The sequence below is a fragment of the Methylomonas sp. Kb3 genome (genome assembly GCF_002834115.1).
Taxonomy (GTDB): Bacteria; Pseudomonadota; Gammaproteobacteria; order Methylococcales; family Methylomonadaceae; genus Methylomonas; species Methylomonas defluvii.
On record NZ_PIZT01000043.1, the window covers coordinates 37,094 to 60,151 of the forward strand.

The window sequence follows — 23,058 nt, forward strand, 5'->3', positions numbered from 1 at the left end:
GCTCAAATCGAAAATCCGGATAACCTTTAAGTTTTTCAAAAAGGACATAAACATGAATAAATCCGACCTCATCGACGCCATCGCCAGCCACGCTAACCTGACCAAAGCTGACGCCGGCAGGGCCTTGGATGGTATAACCCAATCTATCCAAGCCGCATTAAAAGCCGGCGACTCCGTGGCTTTGGTGAGCTTCGGTACCTTCGAAGTGAAAGAGCGTGCCGAGCGTTCGGGTCGTAATCCCCAAACCGGCGAAGCCATTACCATTGCCGCCGCTAAACTGCCATCGTTCAAAGCCGGCAAAGGCCTGAAAGACGCAGTTCAGTAAGTTTTAGACCGCTCATTGCGGCCCCATGCCCCAGCCTTCCAGTTCCGACTGACGTTTGACCGTGGGCACATCCAAATCGGTCATCCGGCCTTGGGTACGAGTTAAGGTATCCTGCCTGCCGCTGGATGCTGCGCCGTATTTCTGCGGATTGAGTCGGCTACCCGACCCGGTGAGTTGATCGAGATTCAGCATGGACGCGGCATTGGCGGCGGACGGCAAATGCCCTGTCTGTGCCAGAATGGCCAACCATTCGTCGAGATTGACTTGGGTCCAGTCCACTCGGTCCAGATCCGATACTTTGATGCCGGTGCAACTCGGACTTTCCGGCGTACCGAAATCCATGCCCAGTTGCGGTTTGATCTGTTCGTTGAGGATGCGCGCTAACGGCGAGTTATAGCAGCAATAGCTCTCCTTGCGCACCCAACACACGCCAGCTACCTTGCTTTCGCAATAGGTGCCCAGATCCGTACAGACTTTCAACTGCTTCTTGGCGGCCAATTCGTATTCCGGCTCTTCGCAGGAATAGACCATTTGGATAATCATGATGATGATCATCACCACGGTATAGGCTGTCATCAAAGTACTGAGCAGCTGTCCTGCCACCGCCGCGCCGCCGCCTAATTGCACACCACCCGATTGTGCCGCCGGTGTTAGATTGCCCGCCGCATCGAAGGCAGCCTGACCGCCAGCACTGAACAATGCGTTACCGGCGGCTTGACCAAAAGTCTGGCCGATCCATTCCGCCACGGATTTCATTAATTCGCCTTTCAGCGAGTCGAGCAAGCCTTGCGAGGCAATGTCGCTAGTGCTGAGCATGTCGGTGCCGACCAAGTCATTCACTGTCGAGGCAAAATCCGCCTGAAAACTGTTCCAGGCATCGCCGGCTAACGTGAACGGGGTACGCATAGTTTCCCAGGCGCCGCGAATCGCCGAGGTACTGTCCATGGCCATCACCGCGCTGTCCATCTGACTGGTGGCGATCAGCAAATCGATATAACGGCCCAGTCCCATCGCACCCGAGGGCGTTTCGCAGCAATCGACCAGACTGAGTGCGCCACCGACCATTTTGCAACTGGCCGGCTTGCCTTGGAATACCTGGCAGGTGGTCGGATCCTTTTGCTGCAGATCGGCATTGGCGTAATCGCAATGCAAATCCATCGCCATTTGCTGGGCGCTGTTGAGTAAGGCCACCGCCTTGGTGAAATCCTGGCTTTGCGTGCGATTCACGCTGATGCAGTCTTCGCCCATGCAGCGGATCGGCCCGGCGCATTGCTGTTGAGTATTGCTTTGAATGCCGGGAATGCCAACGGTTTGTCCGCAGTCGTAGGTATCGACGCTGTCCCAACAGGTACCTGAGGCGAGTACACTGGTACATTGGCTTTTGATGAACGAGCAGCCTTGGGTTTCTAACGAAACGCAGGTTTTTTGGGGCACGCCGTTCGCCGGCGGCTCCAGACAATGGGTGCCGGCGGTATCGGTCCAACATTGGCCGTACTGATTCAAATCGCAGTTTCCGGCGGCTTGGATATTCATACAGGTATTACGAATCCCTGACGAACTTGCCACCGGGGCTTGTGACAAATCCGTACCGCAGACCATGACTTGCGAAGTGGGATCGACGTAACAACCCGAGGTATTGGCGGGATCGTTCGTACAACTCAATTGGCTGCCAGCCTGGCAAATGCCGTCGGTGATCGCATTGGCCAAGTTTTGGCAATTCGGCCCACTCCAGCTCCATTCGTCCTGGGTGATCAGTTTCGACAAGTCATAACGCAGTCGTATTCGCGAATAGCCCTCGCCATTACCGCCGACCATCGTGTCTTGTTTGAAGACTTTATTGCCCGCGCTGTTGAAGGCGTAGGTGACGTCGCGATTGGGATGATCGACCCAGCTATTGCTGAGCTCGCAAGCGCCGCCCCAGCCGGTGGAACCGGTATAAATCAGGTTGCCGCCGTAATACACCCGAGCATGGTCGTCGAACTCCACGTCCTCCAATGTAGCGCTGACAATCGCTTCCGGATGCAGGACGTTATAGGTCACTTGCCAGGTAAACACCGCGCATCCGGACGACCAATAGTTGTCGCCGACCCGACCGACATACAAATCCATGCAGCCCGGCCCGCAATTGGATATGCCGCCGTCACCGGATACAAAACTGAGTAACGGTACGACACTGACCTGATGCGTCGCCGTGCAACTCTGCGGCACGGTTGGTTGCCGCAGACACAATTGATAATCAGGTATTTGTACTGAATGGCTAGTCGCCGTTTGCGTGGTCACAGTGGTACAGTCCGAGAACGACTGTGCCCAAGGCGTGAAGTCGCTGATTACCTGATCGCCGTTGTGCCAGATCGGATCGGCTTGTAAATCCGGATGCGACTGGTGGGCATTGTCGATCAAGGTGCGATAGGCTTCGCCGGTGAAGCTGGTTTCGCCGTTCAGGGCGGTCTGCGCGTTTAACCCCGCCGCCAGTGTGCCGGGGTTGTTGCCATAGAGATCGGCAAAGTCCTGGGCCGTGGTCGTAGCGCTGTTAGTATCCGGAAACAAGGTGCCAATCGATATGGCACTTTCCTGAGCAGTCCCCGGATTCAAGGTTAGCGTGCCGTTGCCGGTATCGAGCGGAAACGCAAAACCATCGAGGACTTGCTGACCGAGTTGTTGGCCATCACGCCCGGCCGCCTGAATCGCATCGGCCCAGGACACACCAAACGGTGTCCAGGCCAGCGTGACGCACAGCACCGCTGACAGGATTTGCGTAACAAATGTTTGGGGATCAAAGAATTGTCTCATCGCCTCATAAACCAACACAGCAATCTTGCCACCTAAATAGGATGTATAGATGATCTTCACCCGGCCCCGGATACGTGCGTCCCGCCCCCCATTTGAACGTGGTTTCGCCAATTACATGATTGGACTCTGTTTCGGCGACCGGATAAAACATCGATAGCCGGTATTGCGACTTGGGGATGAAAGGATAGATATAGCCGCCGCATAAAGCATCATTGCCCGAGGTTTTCCAGGCCAGCCCACGGCGATGCAAGGAGGCCGTGGCGCGCGTGGCCAACAAACTGGTAATCCTGGGATCGGTGCCGTAACTGGTCGGCGAAATGCCGGATAAGGGATACATATGGCCCCATGCGCCGGCACACCAGAACAAGGCATCCAAAGGATTGCCAGTGGCGGCCGCCGCAGCATCCGCGACGCACGCGGAGATGGCCAAGGCGCGCGTGGCCAACAAACTGGTAATCCTGGGATCGGTGCCGTAACTGGTCGGCGAAATGCCGGATAAGGGATACATATGGCCCCATGCGCCGGCACACCAGAACAAGGCATCCAAAGGATTGCCAGTGGCGGCCGCCGCAGCATCCGCGACGCACGCGGAGATGGCCACCGGATTGGCGAACAACGCCGTTTCCGGACTGGTGAAGAACGCCAATAAATCGTTGTTCCAGGTCGGGTCCAGTTCCGAGACATATAGCAAATCAAAATCCCGGTAGCCATCAGTGTTGCAGCGACCATCCCAGAATAGGTCCAGCAAAATGGTCAATGGAAACGCAAAGTAGTGGTAGTTAAAAAAGGACATTTCGCTGGCATCGAAATCGGCTTTGCCGGTAGTGGCGATTAAGCGCACATTCGAGGCGCTGAATTTATGTCCGCCCAGCGACGGTGAACACCGGGGATTGCGGACAATCTCAATCAGCCGGGCCGGGTTCCAAAGGCCCATGGTCATGCCCAGCTCCGGAATGCCCATCGGATCGGTGCAAAAACAGAACTTCTCGTCGGTGGCGATGCTCGGTACGTTGCCGCCGCCCAACGATGCCCCGGCTGCACGAATCGGAAACAAGCAGCTCCAACAAATATCGGTAATCAGGTTGCCGGACCACAGCTCGGCGTCCGAGCACAATGGGTCGACGCTATTGGTGGTGGTTTCGGAATAGACCGGGGTAGCCAACGTCACCAACACTCCCAAAGTCCAAGGCAAAATCCACAGATTCATGACCGCTCTCCTGTTGAGGCAGGCAGTTTTCGTTCACGAACCACTAACTGGTTACCGACTTGTTCGACAATCGCCGGTACCTGCTGTAATTGAAAGCGGCTGCGCACATCCGGTGTCAATAAATACACCGGTGCCTGAAGCGCAGTTTCCAAACGCTGCAAACTATCCCACCCGGACTGGCGCGGCAGAGCCGTGGCCAGATACATCACCCGAGCCTGTTTATTCTGGCAGGACTGACACTGAATCAACTCGACTTGAGCCGGCACCGTGGCATCGAATACCTTCAGGCATAAGCCAAACGGCATCTTGTCCAACGGATTGACGGTTTGTCCGGCTCGGATGATCAGCTGTCCATTGGGTGCCGTCAGATCGCGCGGGGCGGTGATGGTCAGATCTACGATCCGTTCACGATCGGCCTGAGCCGTGGGTAAGTCTTCGAATTTTTGTTGTCCCCAAAATCTCTCAATCGCTTGTCGTTGCTTTTGTTTCCAGTCGATGGCCGCCATCCGGCGTTTGATCTCTTCGAGCAAGTCGATTTCAGCAATCTCGCCGACATCGCCCAAGGTTCCCAAATCACCCTGTTTGCCGGCTTTGATTTGTTCGTCCAGCCAGGGCAGGCTGCTGACACCTCGAACGTGCAGCCGGGCTTTACCTTCCTGTTCGACGATGATGTCCGGCACGGAGGCCACCGACCAGCGTTGAAAGCGGGTGGGGTCGATGACGATGTTGGGCAGCGGCTCGATGCCTTTCAGCAAGCGTTTGAGGTCGGCCATCAACGCCGGTAGTTTTTGGCCGGGCTTTGGACCGCGAAACACCAGCAACACATCGTCTCGGCCTGCGACTTCTTCAAAGATGCCTTTCAGCGCGGACTCACCCAGCGAGAAGGACACAAACAATTGCGTGACTGGTTTGTTTGAAGGCGTTGTTGGCAGACCGCTCGCTAATTTTGTCGGGCTTGTCGATAGCGCCTCTGCCCGAATCGCTTGTGAAGACTCCAGGATTTGTTGCGCCTGGCGTTTTATGTCCAACTGTTCGGATTGGCCATTTAACCAGTCGGGTCGGGACTGGCCTTCTAAGGCTTTCAAAATAGCCTGAGAGCGTTGCAGCCACGCTTCCTCCGCCTGAACCGCTTGCACACCGAACCAACAGAGCAAACAGACCACCGATTGACGCCAAGGCTTTTGGGGAAGATCAAAACAACGCATAGGCCCGTCCAATCACTTGATGGTCGTAGACATAGCCCCAGTATCGTGAATCGAAGCTTTTGTCGGTTTGCCCCGTGACCCAATAGGCTGCAGGTGGAATGGTTTCATGACGTTTGAATTGTGTCGTCGGCTTTTTGAGTTTCTCCGTCAAAGGCAGCCCGTCGATGATCCGTTCACCGTTGATTGAGGTGTGCTGCGGATCGACGTGGATGGTGTCACCTGTAACACCGGCGGCGATTTTGACGATGATCTGGCCATCCTTGAAAAACGGTGCCATGCGCTCGGCGCGAAAGGCAATCAAATCGCCACGCCAGATATCCTTGTTATGAGTGTCGATCAGGTACACCCATTTGTCCGGCAGACAGCGATTGACTTGATCGTCGCCGCCGATCAGAAAGCGTTGACCGATATAGCGTTCAACGACCAGCACCAGCAACAAAATCGGTAAAGCTTTCCCGATGAATCGCCGTAATGCCGCTCGGGTTTGATAGGGTCTCTGCCTGGTTTTGGTTGTCTTGGTGGTGGCGAGGTTTGAATGATTGGATTGCATAGACTCACCGGGTGTGATGCTGAACATAAACATCCGCCGGGGCAGCCACCACCGCCGTTGAATCGATGACCAGATAACCGGCATCACTGAGTTTCTTGGCTTGACCCTGCCAGTCATCGACTATTTTGGCCATTTGCTCCTGGCTGGCATTGGGCGGTATCGATTGAATTAACTTGCCCCGGTCAAGTACGAACACTGGCGTGACCAGACTCAGGCGCGCCAAGGGCTGTTGTAATTGCTGTTGAGCAGCTAGCCAACCGCTGATGCCACCCAGACAGGCTGCGATGAAAACGGTGCTGAGCCATTGCGATTTAGGATCCATAACCAGTCTCCCTGGGTTTGCTGCTGCGGCTGTCGATGAGTTGTTGAATGGCATCACCCAGACTCAAACCTTGCCGGCGTAGTTGCTTCAAGGCGTTGACGTCTTCGGGTTTGGTGGAGAACAGAATGCGTTTGAACGGATCGACGATCAGTCGGCCTATGCCGGAACCCATCTCGGTGATGAAGAAAATCTCGGAATAGGCACCGGGCAAGGTATGCACGGTTTTCAGCAGTTCATAGCCGCCATCCGACAATGGCAAACGTCGATCCTGCTTCATGCCTTCAATGACTTCGGCTTTTTGACCGAGCAGATACATATTGGCCGAGTTCTCGACAATGGCCCGGCCGGCGGCATTACGATATAAGTCGTTCACCGATTGAGTAATGGTGACTGCCGCACCGCCGTATTTCCGAAACCGCCGGTAGCCGTGCTCCATGAATTTGGCCACATCGCCTTCGGTGAGCAAATCCCAGGCTTCGTCGATGATGACGATCTTGGGCCGGTTGCGTTCACCCAGATACATTTCCTGTTGGATTTGATAGATCAGCTGCAGCAATACGACCTGTTGAAGATGCTTACGGCCTTTGAGTTCTTCCAGTTCCAGTACGGTAAAGTCATTGGTGAACTTGGCGTTGTTGTGGCCATTGAAGTAGCGGCCGTATTCGCCGCGGGTGGTGAAGGGAAACAGCTGCTCGCCGACATCCTTCAACCGTTGATCGGTTTCGGCACACAGGCCTTTTGCAATGTCGTCGACGGACATGGCCTGAGCCTTTTCGGTCCACAGTTGCTTCAATATCCGCTTGAGACCGGCGGTTTGGAAATCGGACAATTTTTCGGTCGGTGCCGCCATTTGGCTGACCAATCCGGCTAACATATCGGCTTCTTCCTCGAAGTTCTGCACGATCTCGAACGGGTTCATGCAGATCCCTGAACCATGGGTGAACTTGACGAAATCGCCTTCAAGTACTTCGCAAAGGTTTTCGTAAGAGCGGCCGACATCGATGGCCCAGATTTGCGCGCCTTCGGTCAGATAACTGACGATGATTTCGTTGGTCAGAAACGATTTGCCTTTACCGGATTCGGCGGCGATGCAGAGGTTGTAGTTGCCGGTGGTATCGAACAGCGACACAGCCATGTGTTCGCCGTTACGGGAGACGAAATTCAAGGTCGGCGTCCCGGTGCCGGCCCAGTCGCCGAACAGCGGTAATAACGGAATCGCATGGCGCGTGGCCAAGGTGCGATAACGTTTCAGGTCGGCAATCGCTGAACGTTCCGGCCCAAAGGGTAAACAGTTCAGGAAAAACGGCAGGCAGAAATACTTGTCTTCCAAAAGCTGAAAGCCCAATTCCCGAAAATACACCCGAGCATTGGACACCGCTGCGGCTTCTTCCTGTTCGTCGCAAAACAGCAGTACACCGAAATACGCCCGGATCGGCCGATCACCGTCACGGTAGGCGTCAAACAACACGTCGAAATGGTGTTTGCGTTGTACCAGCACCGGTAGAAAACGGGCTATCGGCGTATTGACCTGATTGGTGATGAATTGCCGCACACCTTCCTGGTGGGTACGGGTCGATTCAGCGTCCGGGTAATGCAGGGTCAAACTGAGCAAGGTGTTTTGACGAATGCCGCGGGTGCCGGACAAAATGTCGCCCAGATAACTCTTGGCGCTGCCGAAATAAAAATGATCCGGTGTGCGTTTGGCGGATAAGGTCTTAACGCGTTTTTGTCCTAGCCAAATGCCTTTTTCGTCGGTCCGAATCGCATTGTCGAAATCCAGCAATTGATCCCGTATCAATTGGGTAGGATCGCACTCAGGTACCACCCGGTCTTTCCAGCCGGCATCGAGCTGCCAGTTGAGTAGTGTGTTCAGGATGCGCACATATTGATCAGCCCCCAATACCTCCGGATACAAGCCAATGGTCGACAACGACTGTTGCGTAGCGAGTTGCAATTCAGTTGCCCGGCGGATGTCACTTTCACTGGGGCGGGGATGCCCCATGGGCAATTTCACGGTCACGAAAATGTGACTGCGACGCAAGCGAGCCCCCGAGATCGATTCCGGCGGTTTGGTGGTGCCTTGTCGCAGAAACTCGATACTGGCTTGAGTCATGGTTTTATAGGTTGGCTTTTGCTGTTTCAAGCGCCGGGTCTGCATGATCGCCAGCGATTCTTCGATGTCAGGCGAAGTCCAAAGGCTCACCTGCAACAAGGTGTCAGTCGGCCAGTCCTGGTTTAGCAACACGTTGACGCGCGCGGAGACGCTGGCATCGGCACCGGTCAGCGGTCGGCACAGAAAACCAAAGCCAATGCTGCTATCAGCCATCAGAAACAGATGATGGTCATATTCATAAGCCAGTACCGTGAATAACTGATCGGCACGTTGGCGTTGCGCGGTGGTCATGGGGTCTGATCCTCGAAATACAGGTGTTGCATGGCTTCGGTTTGATGCTCGGCACGCAGGCGAATCGTAAAGGGCTGTCGACAAACGCGAACCGCACGCTTTTTGCGTTTCAACTGCCGGGCTCTAGCCGGATGACATGGGTTGATCGGCTGACCATTGGCTGCTTGGACCTTGACGGTCCGCTTATCCTTCGCCAATGTGCAAGGGCGGCGGTTGCCCGCCGCTTTCTCGGTATCAATAGTTGAACCGGTCATCGTTATTCCAGGCCTAAATCGTGGCCGTCACGATGTTGGTGATAATGGTCGGTGCCGCAAACAGGCCGACCCCGCTGGCAATCCCCAGCACAAAGCCCATGATGCTGCCGCGCACGACACCGGCGACCAGGCCGACGATGACGAACACGATAGCGATGATGCGGCCAAGCAAGCCTTCCACCCAGCCGGTCAGCAAGGTCCAGACGTTGTTGAACTCGGTACCGCCGGCACCGGCCATGGCGTCGGATGCCATCAACATAAAAAATAGCGATGCCAGGGTCACCAGTACCCCGGTTCGATACGACGTTTTCATCAAAATGTCCTCATAAAGGTTAAAAGACGGTTGCCCGTCGAATCTCGGACGTTCAGTCCGGCAGGTTTTAAGCGGTTGCCCGCTCGCTCTCGCAGGGGGTGTGGTACCTGCGGTGAAATGGGATCAAGGATCAGGGCAATTGTTTGCCTAATCGATTCACTGGACTCTCGTCATCAGTGGTATCGACGCTGGATCGTTTCTCCGGTGGGCGTTGCTCGACTTGTAAAGGAATCAACGACGAACTGGCTGTCGAAGCCGCCTTGCCGATCATCCAACGCCGAGGTTCCAGCTCGGTGTAGACGTAGTTGGAGACCATCAAATCGCCGTCAACATCTTCCCAAGGGGCGATCCAGATGCGCATGACCTGGGAGGGCGTGCGAATCGGCGTGGGATCGTCGATCTTGGGCACGGGTTGTTGTAACGGCGGTACGAGTGCCGGTTTAGTTAATGATTCCGAACCCTGGCTATTTTCCGGAGGTGTTTCCGAAATCGCTGTATTGGTGACCTGGTAGGCCTGCGTCGTCGACAGACAGCTGGGCTCGTCCGGCATGCCTTTACAGCCGTAGTCGGTGGCGCAGCCGGTGGTGATGGCGATCAGCAGTACACTGAGTCTATAAATAGAAAACTGATGAAAGCGTTTCATGGCTTTTTCTCCGTGGCGTTTGTGTTTTGTGCGTTTGTATCGGGCGTTGTTGCCAGACTGGGCGACCGTTTCGGTTTATCGGCCAACCAATCGGCTAACACCTCGGGTGCGCCACTGTGGGTACGACCGTCCGGAGCGATCAGAAACGGCACGCCTTTCAAATCGAACAACTTGGCGGTGACCACGGCTTTCTGCAGTGGCTCTTTGTTGCACTGAGTGTGTGGTTCGGTCTGCAAGCCCGCGTAATCTTGTTTCAACAAGCGGTCGCGCACGGCGTCTTTGGCTTTGGTATCGCTCGCGCCTAACTGACAGGCCAGTTGCACGACAATGTTTTGCGATTCGGGGCCGAGGATGGGGACCATCACCAGTTTAAAGGTGTATTGGTCTTGCAAGGCTTGCAGGTCTTTCATGACCTTGCCGCAATAGGGGCAACGCGGATCAATGAACGCCAGCACCTGGGCTTTGCCGTGGCCGACGGTCACCGCGCCCAGTTCATCAGCCTTGAGCTTCATCCTCGACAGGTCGATGCGGTTGGCGATTTTGTCGATATCCGCCAATTCCTTGATTTCCTGTTGGGTCCAGATGTCCATCAATTTACCGCCGTAAAAGGCAAAGCGGCCATTGCTGGAAATAAACACGGTTTGCTCGCCGGACTTGATCATCTTCAGGCCCGAAATCGGCAAGTCCTGCATGCCGTCGATTTTTATTGACAGTAAACCGGCGGCAATGTCCGACACCGGCGGTTTTGGCGGATTGGCAGCCAGGGCCATGGAGGCTCCGAATAACGTGACCAGTAATAAAGGAATATGGCGTAATGTCATAACGACCCTTGGGTTGGGATTAAAAAATCAGCTCGGCGACTTCAGCTTCAGCGCAGTGCCTTTCTGCACGATGAAGTTGACCTGGCGGGTGGCATCGACTTCGATGACCGGGTAAATCTCCTCGGCCATGTCCATGTAAAAGTGCGACAAGCGTTCCATGGCGTAACCCGCGCCTTTCAAGGCGCCGCCTTCCATCGACTGCGAGGAAAAGGCGCTTTGGAACGGTGTGGTACCCGATAAAGCACCAATGCCGCCGGTCATCAGCACAGGAATCTGGTTACGACCGAAGGCATCGGAAAATCCGCGCAGGAAGCCGGCCATCATCGATTGGGCGAGTAATGCGCCTTGCTTCGACACCACGCGGCCACGTACCCCGTTTTTGCCGTCTTCGCCGGTGGCATAGGCATTCATCGGTACTTCGATCACGCCACCATCCTGGCGTACGCAGGAAAAGGTCTCGCCGCGAAAGTAGGCCCGCTCGGCACTCAAATCACCAAAGCCGGCGGCTAGCAGAAAACACTCACGCACATCGGCATGAAATCGGTTGGGTAGAATGGCTTCCTTCTTGATCCGGAACAGCACCGGCATTGGTTCTTTCTTGGCTTTTTTGCCGGTCGGGGCATCGAGGCCATTCAACAACACGCCGGTCAAAATACTGCCGGCGGGGATGAAGACATCGCTGCTGGCGTGATCACGGTTCGAGCGGCCTCGATCCTCGCTAGGGGCTGCGTCTTTGTCTTTACCATTGGACGGCTCAGCGCTTTCCTGGATGACGCGAATTTGCATCGCCGCCGGCGCTTGGTTATTGGCTCGTCCTCCTGAGACGCCGGTATTGCTAGCAGTCGGTGCGGGAATAGCGGCTTGCTCGAACACGCGGTTGAGATCGTCTTGCCCGTTGTCGAACGGCGGAAAGCTTGGGCGGCGGTTTGACGGTCTTCCCTGTGTCGTTGGCTCCACGGTAGTTTGACTGACGTCGCCGGGGTTGCCAGCCACTGCCGGTGTAGCCGCTTTGTTCTTCAACGTCTCAACTTCACCGGTGACCGCTTGAAGCTTGGCTTCATAGGCGTCGCGCTCGGCGGTGGTCCATTGTTTGAAGCGGATTTCGTCGGATTGCTGTTCGCGCTTTTGTTGTTCCTCGATAGCCGCCAGACGACGGGCTTGTTCCTCGTTCTTCTGCAGCAGATCGCGCAATTGCGCGGAAATGCCGTCGATCCCCAGCGAGCGCGGATCGCTATCGGTCAGGATGTGTTGGATGGTCGCCTGTTTGCTCAGCGGTTTGCTGACTTCCGGGGTGACGGTGGCCAGCGCGATGATGACGGCCAATACCACGGTACCGATGCTGCCGACAGCTAAATTACGTTTGGCGGCCGGACTCAAGTGTGTCCACCAGGTATCGACGCTGGCCATTACTGTTGACCTCCGCTCAGTAACGAAGGCCGTAAACTGACTGACGCCTCAGGCGATTGTCGGACCACGACATACAATTCGGTCGCTTCCTGTGGCTTCAATACCACGTTGGGCCAGACCGAAACGGCGAGCACGTCCTGTTGCGTCGTCGCGCAACTGCGTTCGTCGAACTCGAGCATCTCGCTGCCGGTATTTTTGGCAAGACCCACCAGAATCAGCCGGTCCTGGTTTTCCAAAACTTGGCCGGTTTTAATCTGCACGCGGTCTTGCAGGCAGCGAATTTGTTCCTGCGGCTTGGGTTCGCGTAACGAATAACCCGCTGGGGTCTTTTGCAACCCCAAATCCCGAAACAGCGTTTTCAGTTGGCTGATGTAAGCTTGTTCCTGTTGGCTGGAAGTCCGACTCGCGCTATCGGCGCGCTGCCATTGATTCAGCAACTGATAGCTGTCCTTGTCCAGATCAAGGTGAATTTCCCGTGCCGGAATGCGTTTGGGAATCAGGGTGAGCGACAGCGCGATGTCCTGGTTGTCGCCGGGGGTGATGTATAAGGTCACCGGCGTTTCGTCGGCGGTAGCGACGTAAACGATTTTGTCTTTAGTGCTGGTTGTCGCCTGACTGGTTGTCGTGACCACTGGATGTTCGAACGGCGTGACCAGCCGATTCAAGTGGCCGACCGCAATCGGCATCAGTTCGTTGATGCCGGGTTTAACCGCAATATGCTGGGGACCGATTGATGTGGTTGATGCTGCGTTTGACGCTGCCGCTTGCTGTTTGGCGGCTTTCAAGACGCTGGCATCAACCGGCGGTAACTCAATGCCAAAGTCGGGCTGTGATGGCGATGCGGGTGACTCTTCGGCCACGGTGGTGACCGGTGGTAATATCGTCACCGGTAACTCACCGGCGGCCAAGGCACCATTGGCGAAGCAAAGAAATAACCAGGGGTGCAATAATCGTTTCATGGTTGAGCCTCATGCGGTTGGCCTTGCGTAGATTTCAAACGAGCCAGCGTTCTGGGGGTATCCGGATACACATCGATGTATTCCAATCGGGGCCGATAGTTTTTAATGACGATGATGAATTCGTAAGTACGAGGCTTCACGTCCGGTTTGGAACTGGGACCTTGGCTTTTCAGTTCGCCGCTGACGAAGACTTTATTGGTTTCGGCTTCGTAATCGACATGACGAGGCGTGAAGCTGATTGCCACCCGATCCATCTTGATGGCCTTGATTTGATCGCTCATGGCATCCAGGACACTGCGGTAAATATCCGGCGCCAATAGTGGCTCAACCGCAGTTTTCAGAAAATCGGCATTGGCCGGCGTGGTGTTGCCGAGGAGTTCGGCCAGGAATAAACCCCAGGACTCTTTGAACTCACTGGATGCCTGGCTGCGGGTGACTTCGACTTCCTGGGTCAAGGTCGGCGGCACCAGGATGATGCTACGTTCGGTGCGCCAGGCGGCCAGCGAGGTAGTCACACAAACGACGAGCAATCCAATGATGACGACGCGGCTAAACCGGTTCTCGGTCTCGTGCCCGTCCCAGGTTTGCAGAAACTCCGCCCATTTCATGGCAGAAACTGGCGGATATAAGGATTGGGGATGGTCTGCGCGCGACTGGGCAACAAACCCAGCCAATACAACGCATGTAAGGTGTAACCGTCAGGTCGGTTATCGCGGAAACGCCGGTAAAACTTGACCGCAATCAACCCCAGCGCCAGGCCGGGAATGAACTGGTCGATCAACATGCCGGTGAGCATGCTGACCATGAAGGGTACGATCTCGTCGGCGCTCCACAATAAAATATGGATCGGATCGTCGATCGATTGGGGGATGGCAACGGGTTCCATAATGACCTCCGGTTGGGATGGTCATTATTGTGAAGGGGAATTTGAGAAGGGCTTTTGCAGCTGACGACGAATTTACGCTCAGCTTTAAAAATTGACGGCCGGTTGAGCGATCTACACTTAATCGTCCCTCAGTTTGATCGCGGATGCAAAACTCCAGGAGGCTAAACTTGCTTTAACCGCACCGTCAATCGGCCATTTACAAGCCCAAATCGCTCAAACTGGCATGGTCATCGGGACGCCGGCCCAGCGGCCAGTGAAACAAACGCTGCTCTTCCTTGATCGGCAAATCGTTGATGCTGGCAAAGCGCCGTTGCATGAAACCTTGCGGATTGAATTCCCAGTTCTCGTTGCCGTAACTGCGGAACCACTGGCCGGAATCATCGCGCCATTCGTAGGCAAAACGCACGGCGATGCGGTGGTCGGTAAACGCCCACAATTCCTTGATCAAGCGATAATCCAGTTCCCTGGCCCATTTTCGCTGCAAAAATTCGCGGACTTGTTCGCGGCCTTGCGGAAATTCCGCGCGGTTACGCCAGAGCGTGTCTTCGGTATAGACCAGCACGACGCGGTCCGGGTCGCGCGAGTTCCAGGCGTCTTCGGCCATGCGCACTTTCTGCGCGGCGGTTTCACCGGTAAACGGCGGGACGGGGGCTTTGATTTCTTGGGTCATAGTATTTCTCCGTGATGAAAAGGTGATTGAGTTACGCTTGCCACATACCGGGCATCGCCACATAACCAGGCAATGCGCGAAGGCGTTGGAACCAGGCGATGATGTTGGGGTAGGCGCCGATGTCTAAACCGCCTTCTGGTGCCAGCGCCAAGTAGGGATAGACGGCAATGTCGGTGATGGAAACCGAGTCGCCGACCAGCCAGTCTTGGTTTTGCAGATGGCGGTCGATAATGTCCAGAATCTTGTCGGCGGTTTGCCGGGCTGTTGCCGTATCGATAGGACTCCCGAATTTGTGGTGTACCCGTAGCTTGGCAGGGCCGTGGAAGATTTCATTGGCGGCGGTCGATAGCCAAGCGGCGAACTGCGCAAGTTGATAGGCATCGTCCGGCCACCAAGTTTCACCGCCGTAGCGCTTGGCCAAATAGACCAAAATGGCTTGGCTGTCGCGCACGATCAGACCGTCGTCGTCCAGCACCGGCACCTGGCCGAACGGGTTGCGTTGCAAATGCGCGGCGCCGTGCTGCTCTCCGCCGCGCAAATCTACTGGCTGGGTTTGATAGGGCAAGCCCAGTAAACTGAGCAATAGGCGAACTTTGTGGCAGTTGCCGGATAGCGCCATATCGTAAAGGGTGATCATGCTGGACTCCTTCGGTTAAATGAAACTCTCAAATTGCACCCGTTCGTCGGCGATGCCGAGTTGGCGGGCTGATTGGCGCACGCTTTCGATCAGGCGGGTTGGGCCGCAGACGTAGATGACGGTATCGGCCGTTGCATGACTGAGTATGTTTGGAACGTCCAACCGGGTCGGGGTTTGCGCTTGGCTGAAATAAAACCGGCATCGCTCGGAAAACCATCGTTGCAAGTCTTTGATGAATGCCATTTCCTGCGGCGCTCGACCGGTGTAATGCAGTTGAAATGGCGTACCCCGTGCGGCCAAGGTTTCGGCCATGGCTTTGATGGGGGTGATGCCGATGCCGCCGGCAATCAACAGCGCCGGGCGTTCGTCGTCATGGAGTGGAAAATAGTTTTCCGGAAGATCAGTGTTGATTCTAGTTCCGAGTTGCCAGCCATCATGTAAGGCGCGCGATCCCCCGTCTCCGTCTCCTACCCGCAGCACCGCGATGCGGAAGCAATCCCTTTGGTCCTGTGCATCGGTCAGCGAATAGGCCCGACTGGTGATCGTACCGTCGGGCAGCGCGATCGGCACGCGCAAATGGGCGCCGGCTTGGTAAGTGGGGAATGGCCCGCCATCGGCATGGCGCAATTCGTAGGCGCGAATGCTTGGCGTTAATTGACGAATCCCGCTGATGGTCAAGGGCAATGTGCCATTTCCCAACACGACGGGTGTTTGCGGTGCTGCCGTATAGGTTTGTTGCAGCCGCCGGGTTTGCTCCAACAGTGCTTCGACTTCGCGTTGGCTGTAACGCGGGGTAATGTATTTCGGGCAATTCCAATCGAAGGCCTCGACTCGAATCACGATGCCGCGTTCCACTGGAGCGCGAAAGTCGGGTAATTCCAGCTTGGACAATAATTCCGGCTCGTTAAGTTCGTGGACCACTCGCGCTCGGCCCCAGATTTTCAGACGTTGCCGTCCGGGGTAGTCCATCAGCAACAGGCTCATCCGGTCGTCGCCGCGTAAATTGCCGACCGAAAGGTATTGGCGGTTGCCGCTGAAATCGGCATATCCGATGGTTTGTTCGTCCAACACTTTCAAGAACCCAGCCGGCCCGCCGCGGTGCTGAACGTATGGCCAACCGCTCTGACTCACGGTGGCTTGATAAAAGCTGTCGCGTTCGGTGATGAATGCCTGTTCGAAGTCGCTCAGCGCCACCGTTTCGGCTTCGCCGAGTTCGGCTGCTCGATATGCCGTGCGGCTGCCCATTTCGGCTTGTACCGCTTGTACATCGGGTGTGAAACTGATTTTGGCAAAAGCACGGGCCATAGCCTTTACTCCGGATGAGGTGAAACGTTTAGGGTTACTCTGACATATTCATTAGTCGAGTTGAATAGTCATAATTTGCAATACCTTATTCCATTCAGTGCAAGAATCCGGACTCAAGTTCGTCCCTGAACTTGGTTCGGCATCAGGATTACGCGGCCTGTTTCAGGGTCACTTTCGGGAAGTCAATCTCGACTCGGCTAGCTTTGCCCAAGATATTGGTCAAGATATTCATGCCGACATGCGTAATCACCTCGACGATGTCAGCCTCATTGAAACCGGCGTCACGCATCGCTTGCAGTTCGGTATTGGTCACTTCGCCTTTGTGTTCGACCAGGGCGCGGGCGAATTTGACCGCCACCGCCGCCTTGGCATCCTGGCTGGTACCAGCGCGGTTGGCCTCGATTTCCGCCCCGTTCAAGCCGGCTTTGCGGCCGATGGCGGTATGGGCGGACAGGCAGTACTCACATTGATTCTGCTGCGCCAAGGCCAGCGCGATGCGCTCACGGGTAGTAGCGTCCAGCGAGCCATGGTTGGCGATGTGATGCAAACCGAGGAAAGCTTTCAGCGCATCCGGCGAGTGGGCGAATACCCGTAAGAAATTAGGCACCATACCCAGTTGATCCTGGATGGCTTCAAACAGGGCACGTTGTTCGATGTTGGCTGTTTCGTTGCTGATGGTGGTAATACGGCTCATGATATTTCTCCAAAAAATGAAAGGGGTTTTCGTTTGCCTGAATGAAATTCAACAGGCGGGTACAGTGTGATCTATTGCGAAATAATAAAGAATATCTAAAATATTTAATTAACTATTCCGACAAGTGGAATTAATGATGGACAGATTGCATTTGATGAACGTGTATGTGGCAGTAGTCGAAGCCGAAGGCTTTGCCGGCGGCGCGCGCAAGCTACAAATGTCGCCACCCGCCGTGACGCGGGCAGTAGCGGCTTTGGAGGAGCGATTGGGGGTTAAGTTGCTGAACCGTACCACCCGCTATGTGCGGATGACCGAGGCCGGCCAGAAATATTACGAAGACAGCAAGCGCGTCATCGCCTTGGCCGACGAAGCCGACGATGCGGCGCTGGGCATCAACGCCGAACCGCGTGGCCAACTCACACTGACTGCCTCGGTATTGTTTGGGCGTTTGTTCATCATGCCGGGCATTGTCGAGTATTTACGCCGCTATCCGACGGTGGAAGTCAACGCCTTGTTCGTCGACCGGGTAGTCAACATGCTGGAGGAAGGTGTGGATGTGGCGATACGCATCGGCGATTTGCCCGATTCGTCGTACCGGGCATTGCGGGTGGGTTCGGTTAGGCGGGTAGCGTGTGCCTCGCCGGAGTATCTGGCCGAACATGGCATCCCGCAAACGCCGGAAGATTTAGCCAAGCATCGAATCATCTTGGCGCGCGGCTTGAATCCGAACAATGAAATACGCTTTCAGTACGATGGGCAGGCGCAGACGATCAAATTGCAACCGGTATTGAGTGTCAGTGACAACGATTCGGCAGCCAGCGCCGCCATGGCTGGACTGGGCATTACCCGTTTGCTGAACTATCAAATCGCCGAACCGCTGCGCACCGACCAACTGAAAATCGTGCTGGGCGACTACGAAAGCCCGCCGGTTCCCGTGCATATCCTGCACCGCGAAGGCCGTCATTCCTCTGCCAAAATCCGTTCGTTCGTCGATTTAATGGCTAAAAGGCTGCGGGCAGAATTGGCCTTGAATTGACGAACGGTTGTTAGCTTTTCCGGAACGTTCCGGGCGATACGCCAAAGTGACGTTTAAAGGCTTTGCTGAATGCCGGCACCGACTCGTAACCGCATTTTTCCGCCACGCGCTCCACGGTCATATTCGGCTCCATTAACCAGTGAGCAGCGATTTGCAAGCGCCATAGTGTCAGATAACCGATGGGCGAATGGCCGATCAAGGCAGCAAATTTCTCCGATAACACCGACTTGGAAACGCCGGCCTTGGCGCATAGTTCGCTGAGCGTCCAGGCATGCCATGGAGACTCATGGATCAGGGTCAACGCATTGGCCAGGCGTTTGTCCTGCATGGCGGCAAACACGCCCTCGCGCACCAAATCTTGCTCGATGCAATGACGAATCGCCAAGACGAATAAACTATCGCATAAGCGCTCCACGACTGAATCACTGCCGAAACGCGGCGCCGAGGTTTCGCCAATCACCAATTCGAGTAACCGCGTCAGAATCATTCCAGCTTGGCTTTGCCGGATCACGATTTCGGCAGGCAGCGCTTGCCACAACAGGGATTTTGGGGCAGCCAGTTGGATTTCGCCGCACACGAAACCCACGTCACCTGCAGCCCACGGGGTCATTCGGGTGTCGCAATCGTTATCCGGTAAATCCTCGGCGCTATACGACAGAAAATGCCGCGCGGCATGCGGCAAAAACAGAATCAAATCGCCGGTATCCAGTGGCAATGGCTCAGGCCAGCGCGGCGAGTGGACAAAGCCGCGTCCCTTGCTGACCAAGTGAAACCATACCGAGGTGTCCGAGTTATGGTCCATCAACCAACGCCCGCACACCCCACCGGAATAGACCAATTTGGCGTGCAGATTCAATCCATTAATCAACGGGGTCAAGGCATCCATCGTTTACTCCCGGAATATCGGACAAGTACGCCGGAAGTGTGCGCATGGGATGAAGCAATGGTTTTTCTTAACCTATCCCCGTCGAAACGAATTCGCATCGGCATTACACCTCATGTTTTTAAATTAAAGGAGAGACAGCATGTCCCAATTCAAAATACATTCTATCCAGACAGCGCCTGCCATTGCACAACCACTGCTGGAAGGATCATTAAAAAAATACGGCTTCGTGCCCAACCTGCACGGCGGTTTGGCCGAAGCGCCGGCGGCTTTGAAGTCTTACATCGAATTGACGGCCTTGTTTGATCAGACATCGTTTAGCCCGACCGAACAGCAAGTCATTTTGCTGGCTATCAGCGTCGAAAACCATTGCACCTACTGTGTTGCCGCGCACTCGATGATCGCCAAACACATGGCCAAGGCCGATCCGGCGATCGTCGAAGCCCTGCGCAACGGCAAACCGCTATCGGATGCCAAATTGGACGCTCTGGCCAGTTTTAGCCGCGCAGTGGTGAAAAACCGCGGCGTAGTTTGCGGGCAAACCCTGGACAAATTTATCACGGCAGGCTACAGCCGGGCGCAGGTATTGGAAGTGTTGCTGGGCGTGGCGTTCAAAACCTTGAGCAATTACACCAACCATATTATCCATGCTCCGCTGGATACCGCTTTTCAGGCCGAAGCCTGGGAAGAGCCCGCGCAATGCAGCAGTCGGCAGTGCGCTTGATTGTTTGACTTATAAATAGGTAAACACCATGAAAGTAAAACAAACCGCAGTGGTTTTATTGGAACTGCAAAACGACTTTCTAACTGAAGGCGGCAAACTATACCCGTTATTGAAGCCGGTATTGGAAACCTACGATGTCAAAGCCAACCAAAACGAGTTAATCCGGGCGGCACGGGCTAGCGGTATGCTGATCGTGCATGTGCCTATCAGCTTTTCGACCGATTATCGGGAAATGGGCGATGCGCCATACGGTATTCTGCAAGCGGTAAAAAATGCCGGTGCCTTGATCAAGGATACTTGGGGCAGCGCGATTGCCGACGGTGTCGATATTCAAGCCGACGATATTGTCGTTGAGGGTAAATCAGGCATCGATGCCTTCGCCGGCACGCATCTGGATTTCGTTTTACGATCGCACGGCATTACCGCCATTGCCCTGGCTGGACAACTAACCAATATTTGTATCGAATCCACGATGCGCGCCGCTTACGACAAAGGGTATCGCGTGTTCGGGATTACCGATGCCAGTGCCACTATCGGCTTAGAGCAGTACGACGCTTCCATCGAACACAACTGGCCAATGTTCAGCGAGCCGATGACCCATAACGTATTCCTGGATCGAGCGGCAGCATAAGCGCATGCCAGGATGCGTCACTTCTTTCGCGTTGGCGCATCTTAGTTTTTTTATACCTAAACATTAAATCAGGAGTAACACCATGCCACTTGTACAAATCAAAGGCATCAGCGGCTATTTGTCGCTACAACAAAAACAGGACATCATCAGCAAAGTCACTGATGCTATCGTGTCGGTGGAAGGCGAAGGTCTGCGTCCGGTCACTTGGGTATTGATCGAAGATGTCGCTTCAGGCGAATGGGGTGTCGGCGGGCAACCGGTCACTACCGACGATCTACGGTCAATGAGGGTTGGTAACCCGTAAATTCAGGGTTTTGAGTGCGGCGGAGTCTTCGCCGCCTCAGCCGTTTGCCAACTCTAAATAGCGCTGCCAGTCCTGATAGGTATCCACGTCCCATTGACTATCCAGTTCGTAAACCTTCAAGTCCAAGGCGTTGGCTCGGCGGCGGGTGACCGACATAACCTGGTCATGCCCCCAGGTCATGTCGCTAAACAGTCTCGGTTTTAACTCGTTTAAGCCGATCATGACGTAACCGCCATCGTCGGCCGGTGCGATGACTGCGTCATGCTCTGCGTGTAACTTTACCAATGCTTGATGTAAATCATCGACGCTAAGACTGGGGCAGTCGCAACCCATCAGCACGGCGTGTTGGTATCGGCCCAAGGCATCATCGAAGGCGTGCTGCATGCGTTCGCCCAAATCGTCGCCCTGCTGTGACTTTAGGGTAAGCGGATAGCGGTGCGCGCAATCCTGAAAATAGTCATGGCTGGTATCCGGTGCGCAATGCAGTTCGACCGGACACAACGGCTGTCGAAAGGCCCGATCTAGCGTCATAGTGGTTAGCTGCCGATGGGCTTGCGCGGCTTGTTCCGCAGTCAATGCCGGTTGCAACCGGGTTTTGACCTGACCGGGAACCGGCGCTTTGCAAAAAATCAGCAGTACGCATTCGGTGAATGGATAGGTCATGGTTCAACGCTTGCGCAACGGTCGAAACGGCATGGCTAATAACTGCAAGAAAGCCAACTCTTGTCGGTCGCGAAACCCGTTCAAGCCAATAGCCATCGCGGTTTGCGGTTGCTGTGATCGATGGCGGTAGGTCTTGAACAGACGGTCCCAACACGACAAGGAAAAGCCGTAATTGCTGTCTGTTTCCTGTTGCCGGGCGGAATGATGAATCCGGTGCATGTCCGGCGTGACCAATAGATAACGCAGTATCCGCTCGGCCAGCGGCGGCAGGCTGACATTGCCGTGATTGAACAGCGCGCAGCCATTCAGGATGATTTCGAACGCGATGACGGCCAGCGGGGCGGCGCCGAGTATAATCACCAGCAAAACTTTGTAAGCCATGGACAGCATGATCTCTAAGGGATGAAAGCGCACCGCGGTGGTGGTATCGAAATCAAGGTCGCTGTGATGCACCTGATGCAGACGCCAGAACCATTGCCAACGATGGGCCGCGACATGCTGCGCGTAAATCGCCAAATCCAGTAACAGCAGGCTGAGCGAAATGTTCAGCCAATCGGCTACGGGCAGGTTGTTGAACAGGCCAAGCTGTTGTTCCACTGCCCAGTTCGCGGCCAACCAGGCCGCCGCGCCGATGCTGATGCGCATCACACCGACATTCAATGCCGCCAAACCGAGATTGATAGCCCAGCGCTGGCTGCGCGGGAGGCTCAAATGCCGGGTAGGACTTAGCGCTTCCCAAATCGCCATCAACAACAAAATGCCGATAAACAGGCCAAAGCGCAGTATGACTTCCATCATCGTCTCCCGTAATAACGCATGGCCAGATCATCGGGATCGGCACCGAAAAAGTACATTAAGCGCAGTCGCCACATCAGCAGGATGGTTTTCAATATACCGTGCTGTTGCCAGCGCCGTGCCGAAGTTTGCACGTTGGCGTTTAAACAACAGGGTTTACCAAGTTTTTTAAGCTTGCTGCTGATGGCAATATCTTCCATCAACGCCATCGCCGGAAAGCCGCCCACCGTTGCAAATACTTGCCGAGTCATGAACAACGCTTGGTCGCCGGTGGCAATGCCGGTCAGCCGCGAGCGCTGATTCATCATGAAGGCTATCAGTTTGAAGATGGGCTTGGGGTTGTCGAATGCCGCATCGAAACGTCCCCAGTGGAAACCTTCGGCCACGGCCTGGCTTATCAAATCAATCGCATTATCCGGCAATCGGGTATCGGCATGTAAAAACAGCAGAATCTCCGCCTCAGCTTGTAAAGCACCCACATTCATTTGGATGGCCCGACCGCGAGCAGCGAGTATGATCTTATCGACCAGAGATTTCGCAATCTCCGGGCTGTCATCATGACTGCCGCCGTCAACTAGTGCTTAATTCCGTAAGTTAGCGATAGTATTTCGTAATTGCGCACCGCGGACC

At 55.1% G+C, this 23,058-nt stretch carries 26 protein-coding genes and 1 pseudogene; 5 read left to right on the forward strand and 22 right to left on the reverse strand.

Translation table 11 applies throughout. The features are described from left to right. The first annotated feature begins 52 nt into the window (after positions 1-52). Positions 53-325 (forward strand): HU family DNA-binding protein, encoded by a 273-nt coding sequence (locus CWO84_RS15220; RefSeq protein WP_101053619.1) that lies wholly within the window; start codon positions 53-55, stop codon positions 323-325. A 12-nt stretch (positions 326-337) separates the two neighbouring features. On the opposite strand, the gene traN is transcribed toward CWO84_RS15220, so the two are convergent. The 18 genes from traN to CWO84_RS15310 form a co-directional block, all read right to left on the reverse strand. Beyond that, positions 338-3,115 (reverse strand): conjugal transfer mating pair stabilization protein TraN, encoded by a 2,778-nt coding sequence (gene traN / locus CWO84_RS15225; RefSeq protein ID WP_101053621.1) that lies wholly within the window; start codon positions 3,113-3,115, stop codon positions 338-340. Between the two features lie 4 nt (positions 3,116-3,119). Further along, a complete protein-coding gene (locus CWO84_RS15230) occupies positions 3,120-4,322 on the reverse strand; it encodes a TraU family protein (RefSeq protein WP_101053596.1) in 1,203 nt (400 codons plus the stop codon). Further along, entirely contained in the window at positions 4,319-5,527 is a 1,209-nt protein-coding gene (locus CWO84_RS15235) for a TrbC family F-type conjugative pilus assembly protein (RefSeq protein WP_165786340.1), read from the reverse strand. The genes CWO84_RS15230 and CWO84_RS15235 overlap by 4 nt, the downstream gene beginning before the upstream one ends. Further along, the gene (lepB, locus tag CWO84_RS15240) at positions 5,514-6,104 is read right to left on the reverse strand and encodes a signal peptidase I (RefSeq protein WP_240618072.1); all 591 of its coding nucleotides are present in this window, start codon (positions 6,102-6,104) and stop codon (positions 5,514-5,516) included. Before lepB ends, CWO84_RS15235 begins: the two co-directional genes overlap by 14 nt. Next, entirely contained in the window at positions 6,082-6,399 is a 318-nt protein-coding gene (locus CWO84_RS15245; RefSeq protein ID WP_101053600.1) for a hypothetical protein, read from the reverse strand. Before CWO84_RS15245 ends, lepB begins: the two co-directional genes overlap by 23 nt. Continuing rightward, a complete protein-coding gene (gene traC / locus CWO84_RS15250; RefSeq protein ID WP_101053602.1) occupies positions 6,389-8,803 on the reverse strand; it encodes a type IV secretion system protein TraC in 2,415 nt (804 codons plus the stop codon). Before traC ends, CWO84_RS15245 begins: the two co-directional genes overlap by 11 nt. Then, complete coding sequence (locus CWO84_RS15255; RefSeq protein WP_033159628.1) at positions 8,800-9,057, reverse strand: RRXRR domain-containing protein; 258 nt, start codon at positions 9,055-9,057, stop codon at positions 8,800-8,802. The genes traC and CWO84_RS15255 overlap by 4 nt, the downstream gene beginning before the upstream one ends. Before the next feature lie 13 nt (positions 9,058-9,070). Then, complete coding sequence (gene traA / locus CWO84_RS15260) at positions 9,071-9,370, reverse strand: TraA family conjugative transfer protein (protein WP_026600538.1); 300 nt, start codon at positions 9,368-9,370, stop codon at positions 9,071-9,073. 130 nt (positions 9,371-9,500) lie between these two features. Then, positions 9,501-10,013 carry a TraV family lipoprotein gene (locus CWO84_RS15265; protein WP_101053604.1) on the reverse strand — a complete coding sequence of 171 codons (513 nt, stop codon included), beginning with the start codon at positions 10,011-10,013 and terminating at the stop codon, positions 9,501-9,503. Further along, positions 10,010-10,834 carry a DsbC family protein gene (locus CWO84_RS15270; protein WP_101053606.1) on the reverse strand — a complete coding sequence of 275 codons (825 nt, stop codon included), beginning with the start codon at positions 10,832-10,834 and terminating at the stop codon, positions 10,010-10,012. Before CWO84_RS15270 ends, CWO84_RS15265 begins: the two co-directional genes overlap by 4 nt. A gap of 27 nt (positions 10,835-10,861) precedes the next feature. Then, positions 10,862-12,241 (reverse strand): TraB/VirB10 family protein, encoded by a 1,380-nt coding sequence (locus tag CWO84_RS15275; protein ID WP_101053609.1) that lies wholly within the window; start codon positions 12,239-12,241, stop codon positions 10,862-10,864. Next, a complete protein-coding gene (locus tag CWO84_RS15280; protein WP_101053611.1) occupies positions 12,241-13,200 on the reverse strand; it encodes a type-F conjugative transfer system secretin TraK in 960 nt (319 codons plus the stop codon). The genes CWO84_RS15275 and CWO84_RS15280 overlap by 1 nt, the downstream gene beginning before the upstream one ends. Then, a complete protein-coding gene (locus tag CWO84_RS15285; RefSeq protein ID WP_033159425.1) occupies positions 13,197-13,808 on the reverse strand; it encodes a TraE/TraK family type IV conjugative transfer system protein in 612 nt (203 codons plus the stop codon). Before CWO84_RS15285 ends, CWO84_RS15280 begins: the two co-directional genes overlap by 4 nt. Next, positions 13,805-14,086 carry a type IV conjugative transfer system protein TraL gene (gene traL, locus CWO84_RS15290; protein WP_033159426.1) on the reverse strand — a complete coding sequence of 94 codons (282 nt, stop codon included), beginning with the start codon at positions 14,084-14,086 and terminating at the stop codon, positions 13,805-13,807. The genes CWO84_RS15285 and traL overlap by 4 nt, the downstream gene beginning before the upstream one ends. Positions 14,087-14,282: 196 nt before the next feature. Continuing rightward, positions 14,283-14,756: a nuclear transport factor 2 family protein gene (locus tag CWO84_RS15295; RefSeq protein ID WP_033159427.1), complete on the reverse strand. Its 474-nt coding sequence runs from the start codon at positions 14,754-14,756 to the stop codon at positions 14,283-14,285. Positions 14,757-14,787: 31 nt separating this feature from the next. Then, a complete protein-coding gene (locus CWO84_RS15300; protein ID WP_033159428.1) occupies positions 14,788-15,393 on the reverse strand; it encodes a glutathione S-transferase in 606 nt (201 codons plus the stop codon). A 15-nt stretch (positions 15,394-15,408) separates the two neighbouring features. After that, positions 15,409-16,698, reverse strand: a complete 1,290-nt coding sequence (locus CWO84_RS15305; protein ID WP_033159429.1) for a pyridoxamine 5'-phosphate oxidase family protein — start codon at positions 16,696-16,698, stop codon at positions 15,409-15,411. Between the two features lie 148 nt (positions 16,699-16,846). Then, positions 16,847-17,392: a peroxidase-related enzyme gene (locus CWO84_RS15310; RefSeq protein ID WP_033159430.1), complete on the reverse strand. Its 546-nt coding sequence runs from the start codon at positions 17,390-17,392 to the stop codon at positions 16,847-16,849. 136 nt (positions 17,393-17,528) lie between these two features. On the opposite strand from CWO84_RS15310, the gene CWO84_RS15315 reads away from it, so the two are divergent. Then, complete coding sequence (locus CWO84_RS15315) at positions 17,529-18,428, forward strand: LysR family transcriptional regulator (RefSeq protein ID WP_033159431.1); 900 nt, start codon at positions 17,529-17,531, stop codon at positions 18,426-18,428. 10 nt (positions 18,429-18,438) lie between these two features. On the opposite strand, the gene CWO84_RS15320 is transcribed toward CWO84_RS15315, so the two are convergent. Continuing rightward, the gene (locus CWO84_RS15320; RefSeq protein WP_033159432.1) at positions 18,439-19,314 is read right to left on the reverse strand and encodes an AraC family transcriptional regulator; all 876 of its coding nucleotides are present in this window, start codon (positions 19,312-19,314) and stop codon (positions 18,439-18,441) included. A gap of 139 nt (positions 19,315-19,453) precedes the next feature. Here CWO84_RS15320 and CWO84_RS15325 point away from each other — a divergent pair, with 139 nt between their 5' ends. The 3 genes from CWO84_RS15325 to CWO84_RS15335 all read left to right on the forward strand — a co-directional run bounded on the left by CWO84_RS15325 (position 19,454) and on the right by CWO84_RS15335 (position 20,970). Continuing rightward, the gene (locus tag CWO84_RS15325; protein ID WP_033159433.1) at positions 19,454-20,035 is read left to right on the forward strand and encodes a carboxymuconolactone decarboxylase family protein; all 582 of its coding nucleotides are present in this window, start codon (positions 19,454-19,456) and stop codon (positions 20,033-20,035) included. Between the two features lie 28 nt (positions 20,036-20,063). Then, positions 20,064-20,666: an isochorismatase family cysteine hydrolase gene (locus CWO84_RS15330; protein WP_033159434.1), complete on the forward strand. Its 603-nt coding sequence runs from the start codon at positions 20,064-20,066 to the stop codon at positions 20,664-20,666. Between the two features lie 82 nt (positions 20,667-20,748). Next, a complete protein-coding gene (locus CWO84_RS15335) occupies positions 20,749-20,970 on the forward strand; it encodes a 4-oxalocrotonate tautomerase family protein (RefSeq protein WP_033159435.1) in 222 nt (73 codons plus the stop codon). A 36-nt stretch (positions 20,971-21,006) separates the two neighbouring features. Here CWO84_RS15335 and CWO84_RS15340 read toward each other — a convergent pair whose 3' ends face one another. The 3 genes and pseudogenes from CWO84_RS15340 to CWO84_RS15350 form a co-directional block, all read right to left on the reverse strand. Next, positions 21,007-21,633 (reverse strand): TIGR04282 family arsenosugar biosynthesis glycosyltransferase, encoded by a 627-nt coding sequence (locus CWO84_RS15340; protein ID WP_033159436.1) that lies wholly within the window; start codon positions 21,631-21,633, stop codon positions 21,007-21,009. A 3-nt stretch (positions 21,634-21,636) separates the two neighbouring features. Then, positions 21,637-22,428 (reverse strand): sterol desaturase family protein, encoded by a 792-nt coding sequence (locus tag CWO84_RS15345; protein WP_033159437.1) that lies wholly within the window; start codon positions 22,426-22,428, stop codon positions 21,637-21,639. After that, positions 22,428-22,994 (reverse strand): annotated as a pseudogene (locus CWO84_RS15350) (TIGR04283 family arsenosugar biosynthesis glycosyltransferase); the annotation flags it as partial. The gene CWO84_RS15345 and the pseudogene CWO84_RS15350, both read right to left, overlap by 1 nt. Positions 22,995-23,058: the final 64 nt, after the last annotated feature.

Coding starts and splice junctions, on each gene's coding strand:
- CWO84_RS15220 (WP_101053619.1), top strand. CDS start 53: ATGAATAAATCCGACCTCATCGACGCCATCGCCAGCCACGCTAACCTG.
- traN (WP_101053621.1), bottom strand. CDS start 3,115: ATGAGACAATTCTTTGATCCCCAAACATTTGTTACGCAAATCCTGTCA.
- CWO84_RS15230 (WP_101053596.1), bottom strand. CDS start 4,322: ATGAATCTGTGGATTTTGCCTTGGACTTTGGGAGTGTTGGTGACGTTG.
- CWO84_RS15235 (WP_165786340.1), bottom strand. CDS start 5,527: ATGCGTTGTTTTGATCTTCCCCAAAAGCCTTGGCGTCAATCGGTGGTC.
- lepB (WP_240618072.1), bottom strand. CDS start 6,104: ATGTTCAGCATCACACCCGGTGAGTCTATGCAATCCAATCATTCAAAC.
- CWO84_RS15245 (WP_101053600.1), bottom strand. CDS start 6,399: ATGGATCCTAAATCGCAATGGCTCAGCACCGTTTTCATCGCAGCCTGT.
- traC (WP_101053602.1), bottom strand. CDS start 8,803: ATGACCACCGCGCAACGCCAACGTGCCGATCAGTTATTCACGGTACTG.
- CWO84_RS15255 (WP_033159628.1), bottom strand. CDS start 9,057: ATGACCGGTTCAACTATTGATACCGAGAAAGCGGCGGGCAACCGCCGC.
- traA (WP_026600538.1), bottom strand. CDS start 9,370: ATGAAAACGTCGTATCGAACCGGGGTACTGGTGACCCTGGCATCGCTA.
- CWO84_RS15265 (WP_101053604.1), bottom strand. CDS start 10,013: ATGAAACGCTTTCATCAGTTTTCTATTTATAGACTCAGTGTACTGCTG.
- CWO84_RS15270 (WP_101053606.1), bottom strand. CDS start 10,834: ATGACATTACGCCATATTCCTTTATTACTGGTCACGTTATTCGGAGCC.
- CWO84_RS15275 (WP_101053609.1), bottom strand. CDS start 12,241: ATGGCCAGCGTCGATACCTGGTGGACACACTTGAGTCCGGCCGCCAAA.
- CWO84_RS15280 (WP_101053611.1), bottom strand. CDS start 13,200: ATGAAACGATTATTGCACCCCTGGTTATTTCTTTGCTTCGCCAATGGT.
- CWO84_RS15285 (WP_033159425.1), bottom strand. CDS start 13,808: ATGAAATGGGCGGAGTTTCTGCAAACCTGGGACGGGCACGAGACCGAG.
- traL (WP_033159426.1), bottom strand. CDS start 14,086: ATGGAACCCGTTGCCATCCCCCAATCGATCGACGATCCGATCCATATT.
- CWO84_RS15295 (WP_033159427.1), bottom strand. CDS start 14,756: ATGACCCAAGAAATCAAAGCCCCCGTCCCGCCGTTTACCGGTGAAACC.
- CWO84_RS15300 (WP_033159428.1), bottom strand. CDS start 15,393: ATGATCACCCTTTACGATATGGCGCTATCCGGCAACTGCCACAAAGTT.
- CWO84_RS15305 (WP_033159429.1), bottom strand. CDS start 16,698: ATGGCCCGTGCTTTTGCCAAAATCAGTTTCACACCCGATGTACAAGCG.
- CWO84_RS15310 (WP_033159430.1), bottom strand. CDS start 17,392: ATGAGCCGTATTACCACCATCAGCAACGAAACAGCCAACATCGAACAA.
- CWO84_RS15315 (WP_033159431.1), top strand. CDS start 17,529: ATGGACAGATTGCATTTGATGAACGTGTATGTGGCAGTAGTCGAAGCC.
- CWO84_RS15320 (WP_033159432.1), bottom strand. CDS start 19,314: ATGGATGCCTTGACCCCGTTGATTAATGGATTGAATCTGCACGCCAAA.
- CWO84_RS15325 (WP_033159433.1), top strand. CDS start 19,454: ATGTCCCAATTCAAAATACATTCTATCCAGACAGCGCCTGCCATTGCA.
- CWO84_RS15330 (WP_033159434.1), top strand. CDS start 20,064: ATGAAAGTAAAACAAACCGCAGTGGTTTTATTGGAACTGCAAAACGAC.
- CWO84_RS15335 (WP_033159435.1), top strand. CDS start 20,749: ATGCCACTTGTACAAATCAAAGGCATCAGCGGCTATTTGTCGCTACAA.
- CWO84_RS15340 (WP_033159436.1), bottom strand. CDS start 21,633: ATGACCTATCCATTCACCGAATGCGTACTGCTGATTTTTTGCAAAGCG.
- CWO84_RS15345 (WP_033159437.1), bottom strand. CDS start 22,428: ATGGAAGTCATACTGCGCTTTGGCCTGTTTATCGGCATTTTGTTGTTG.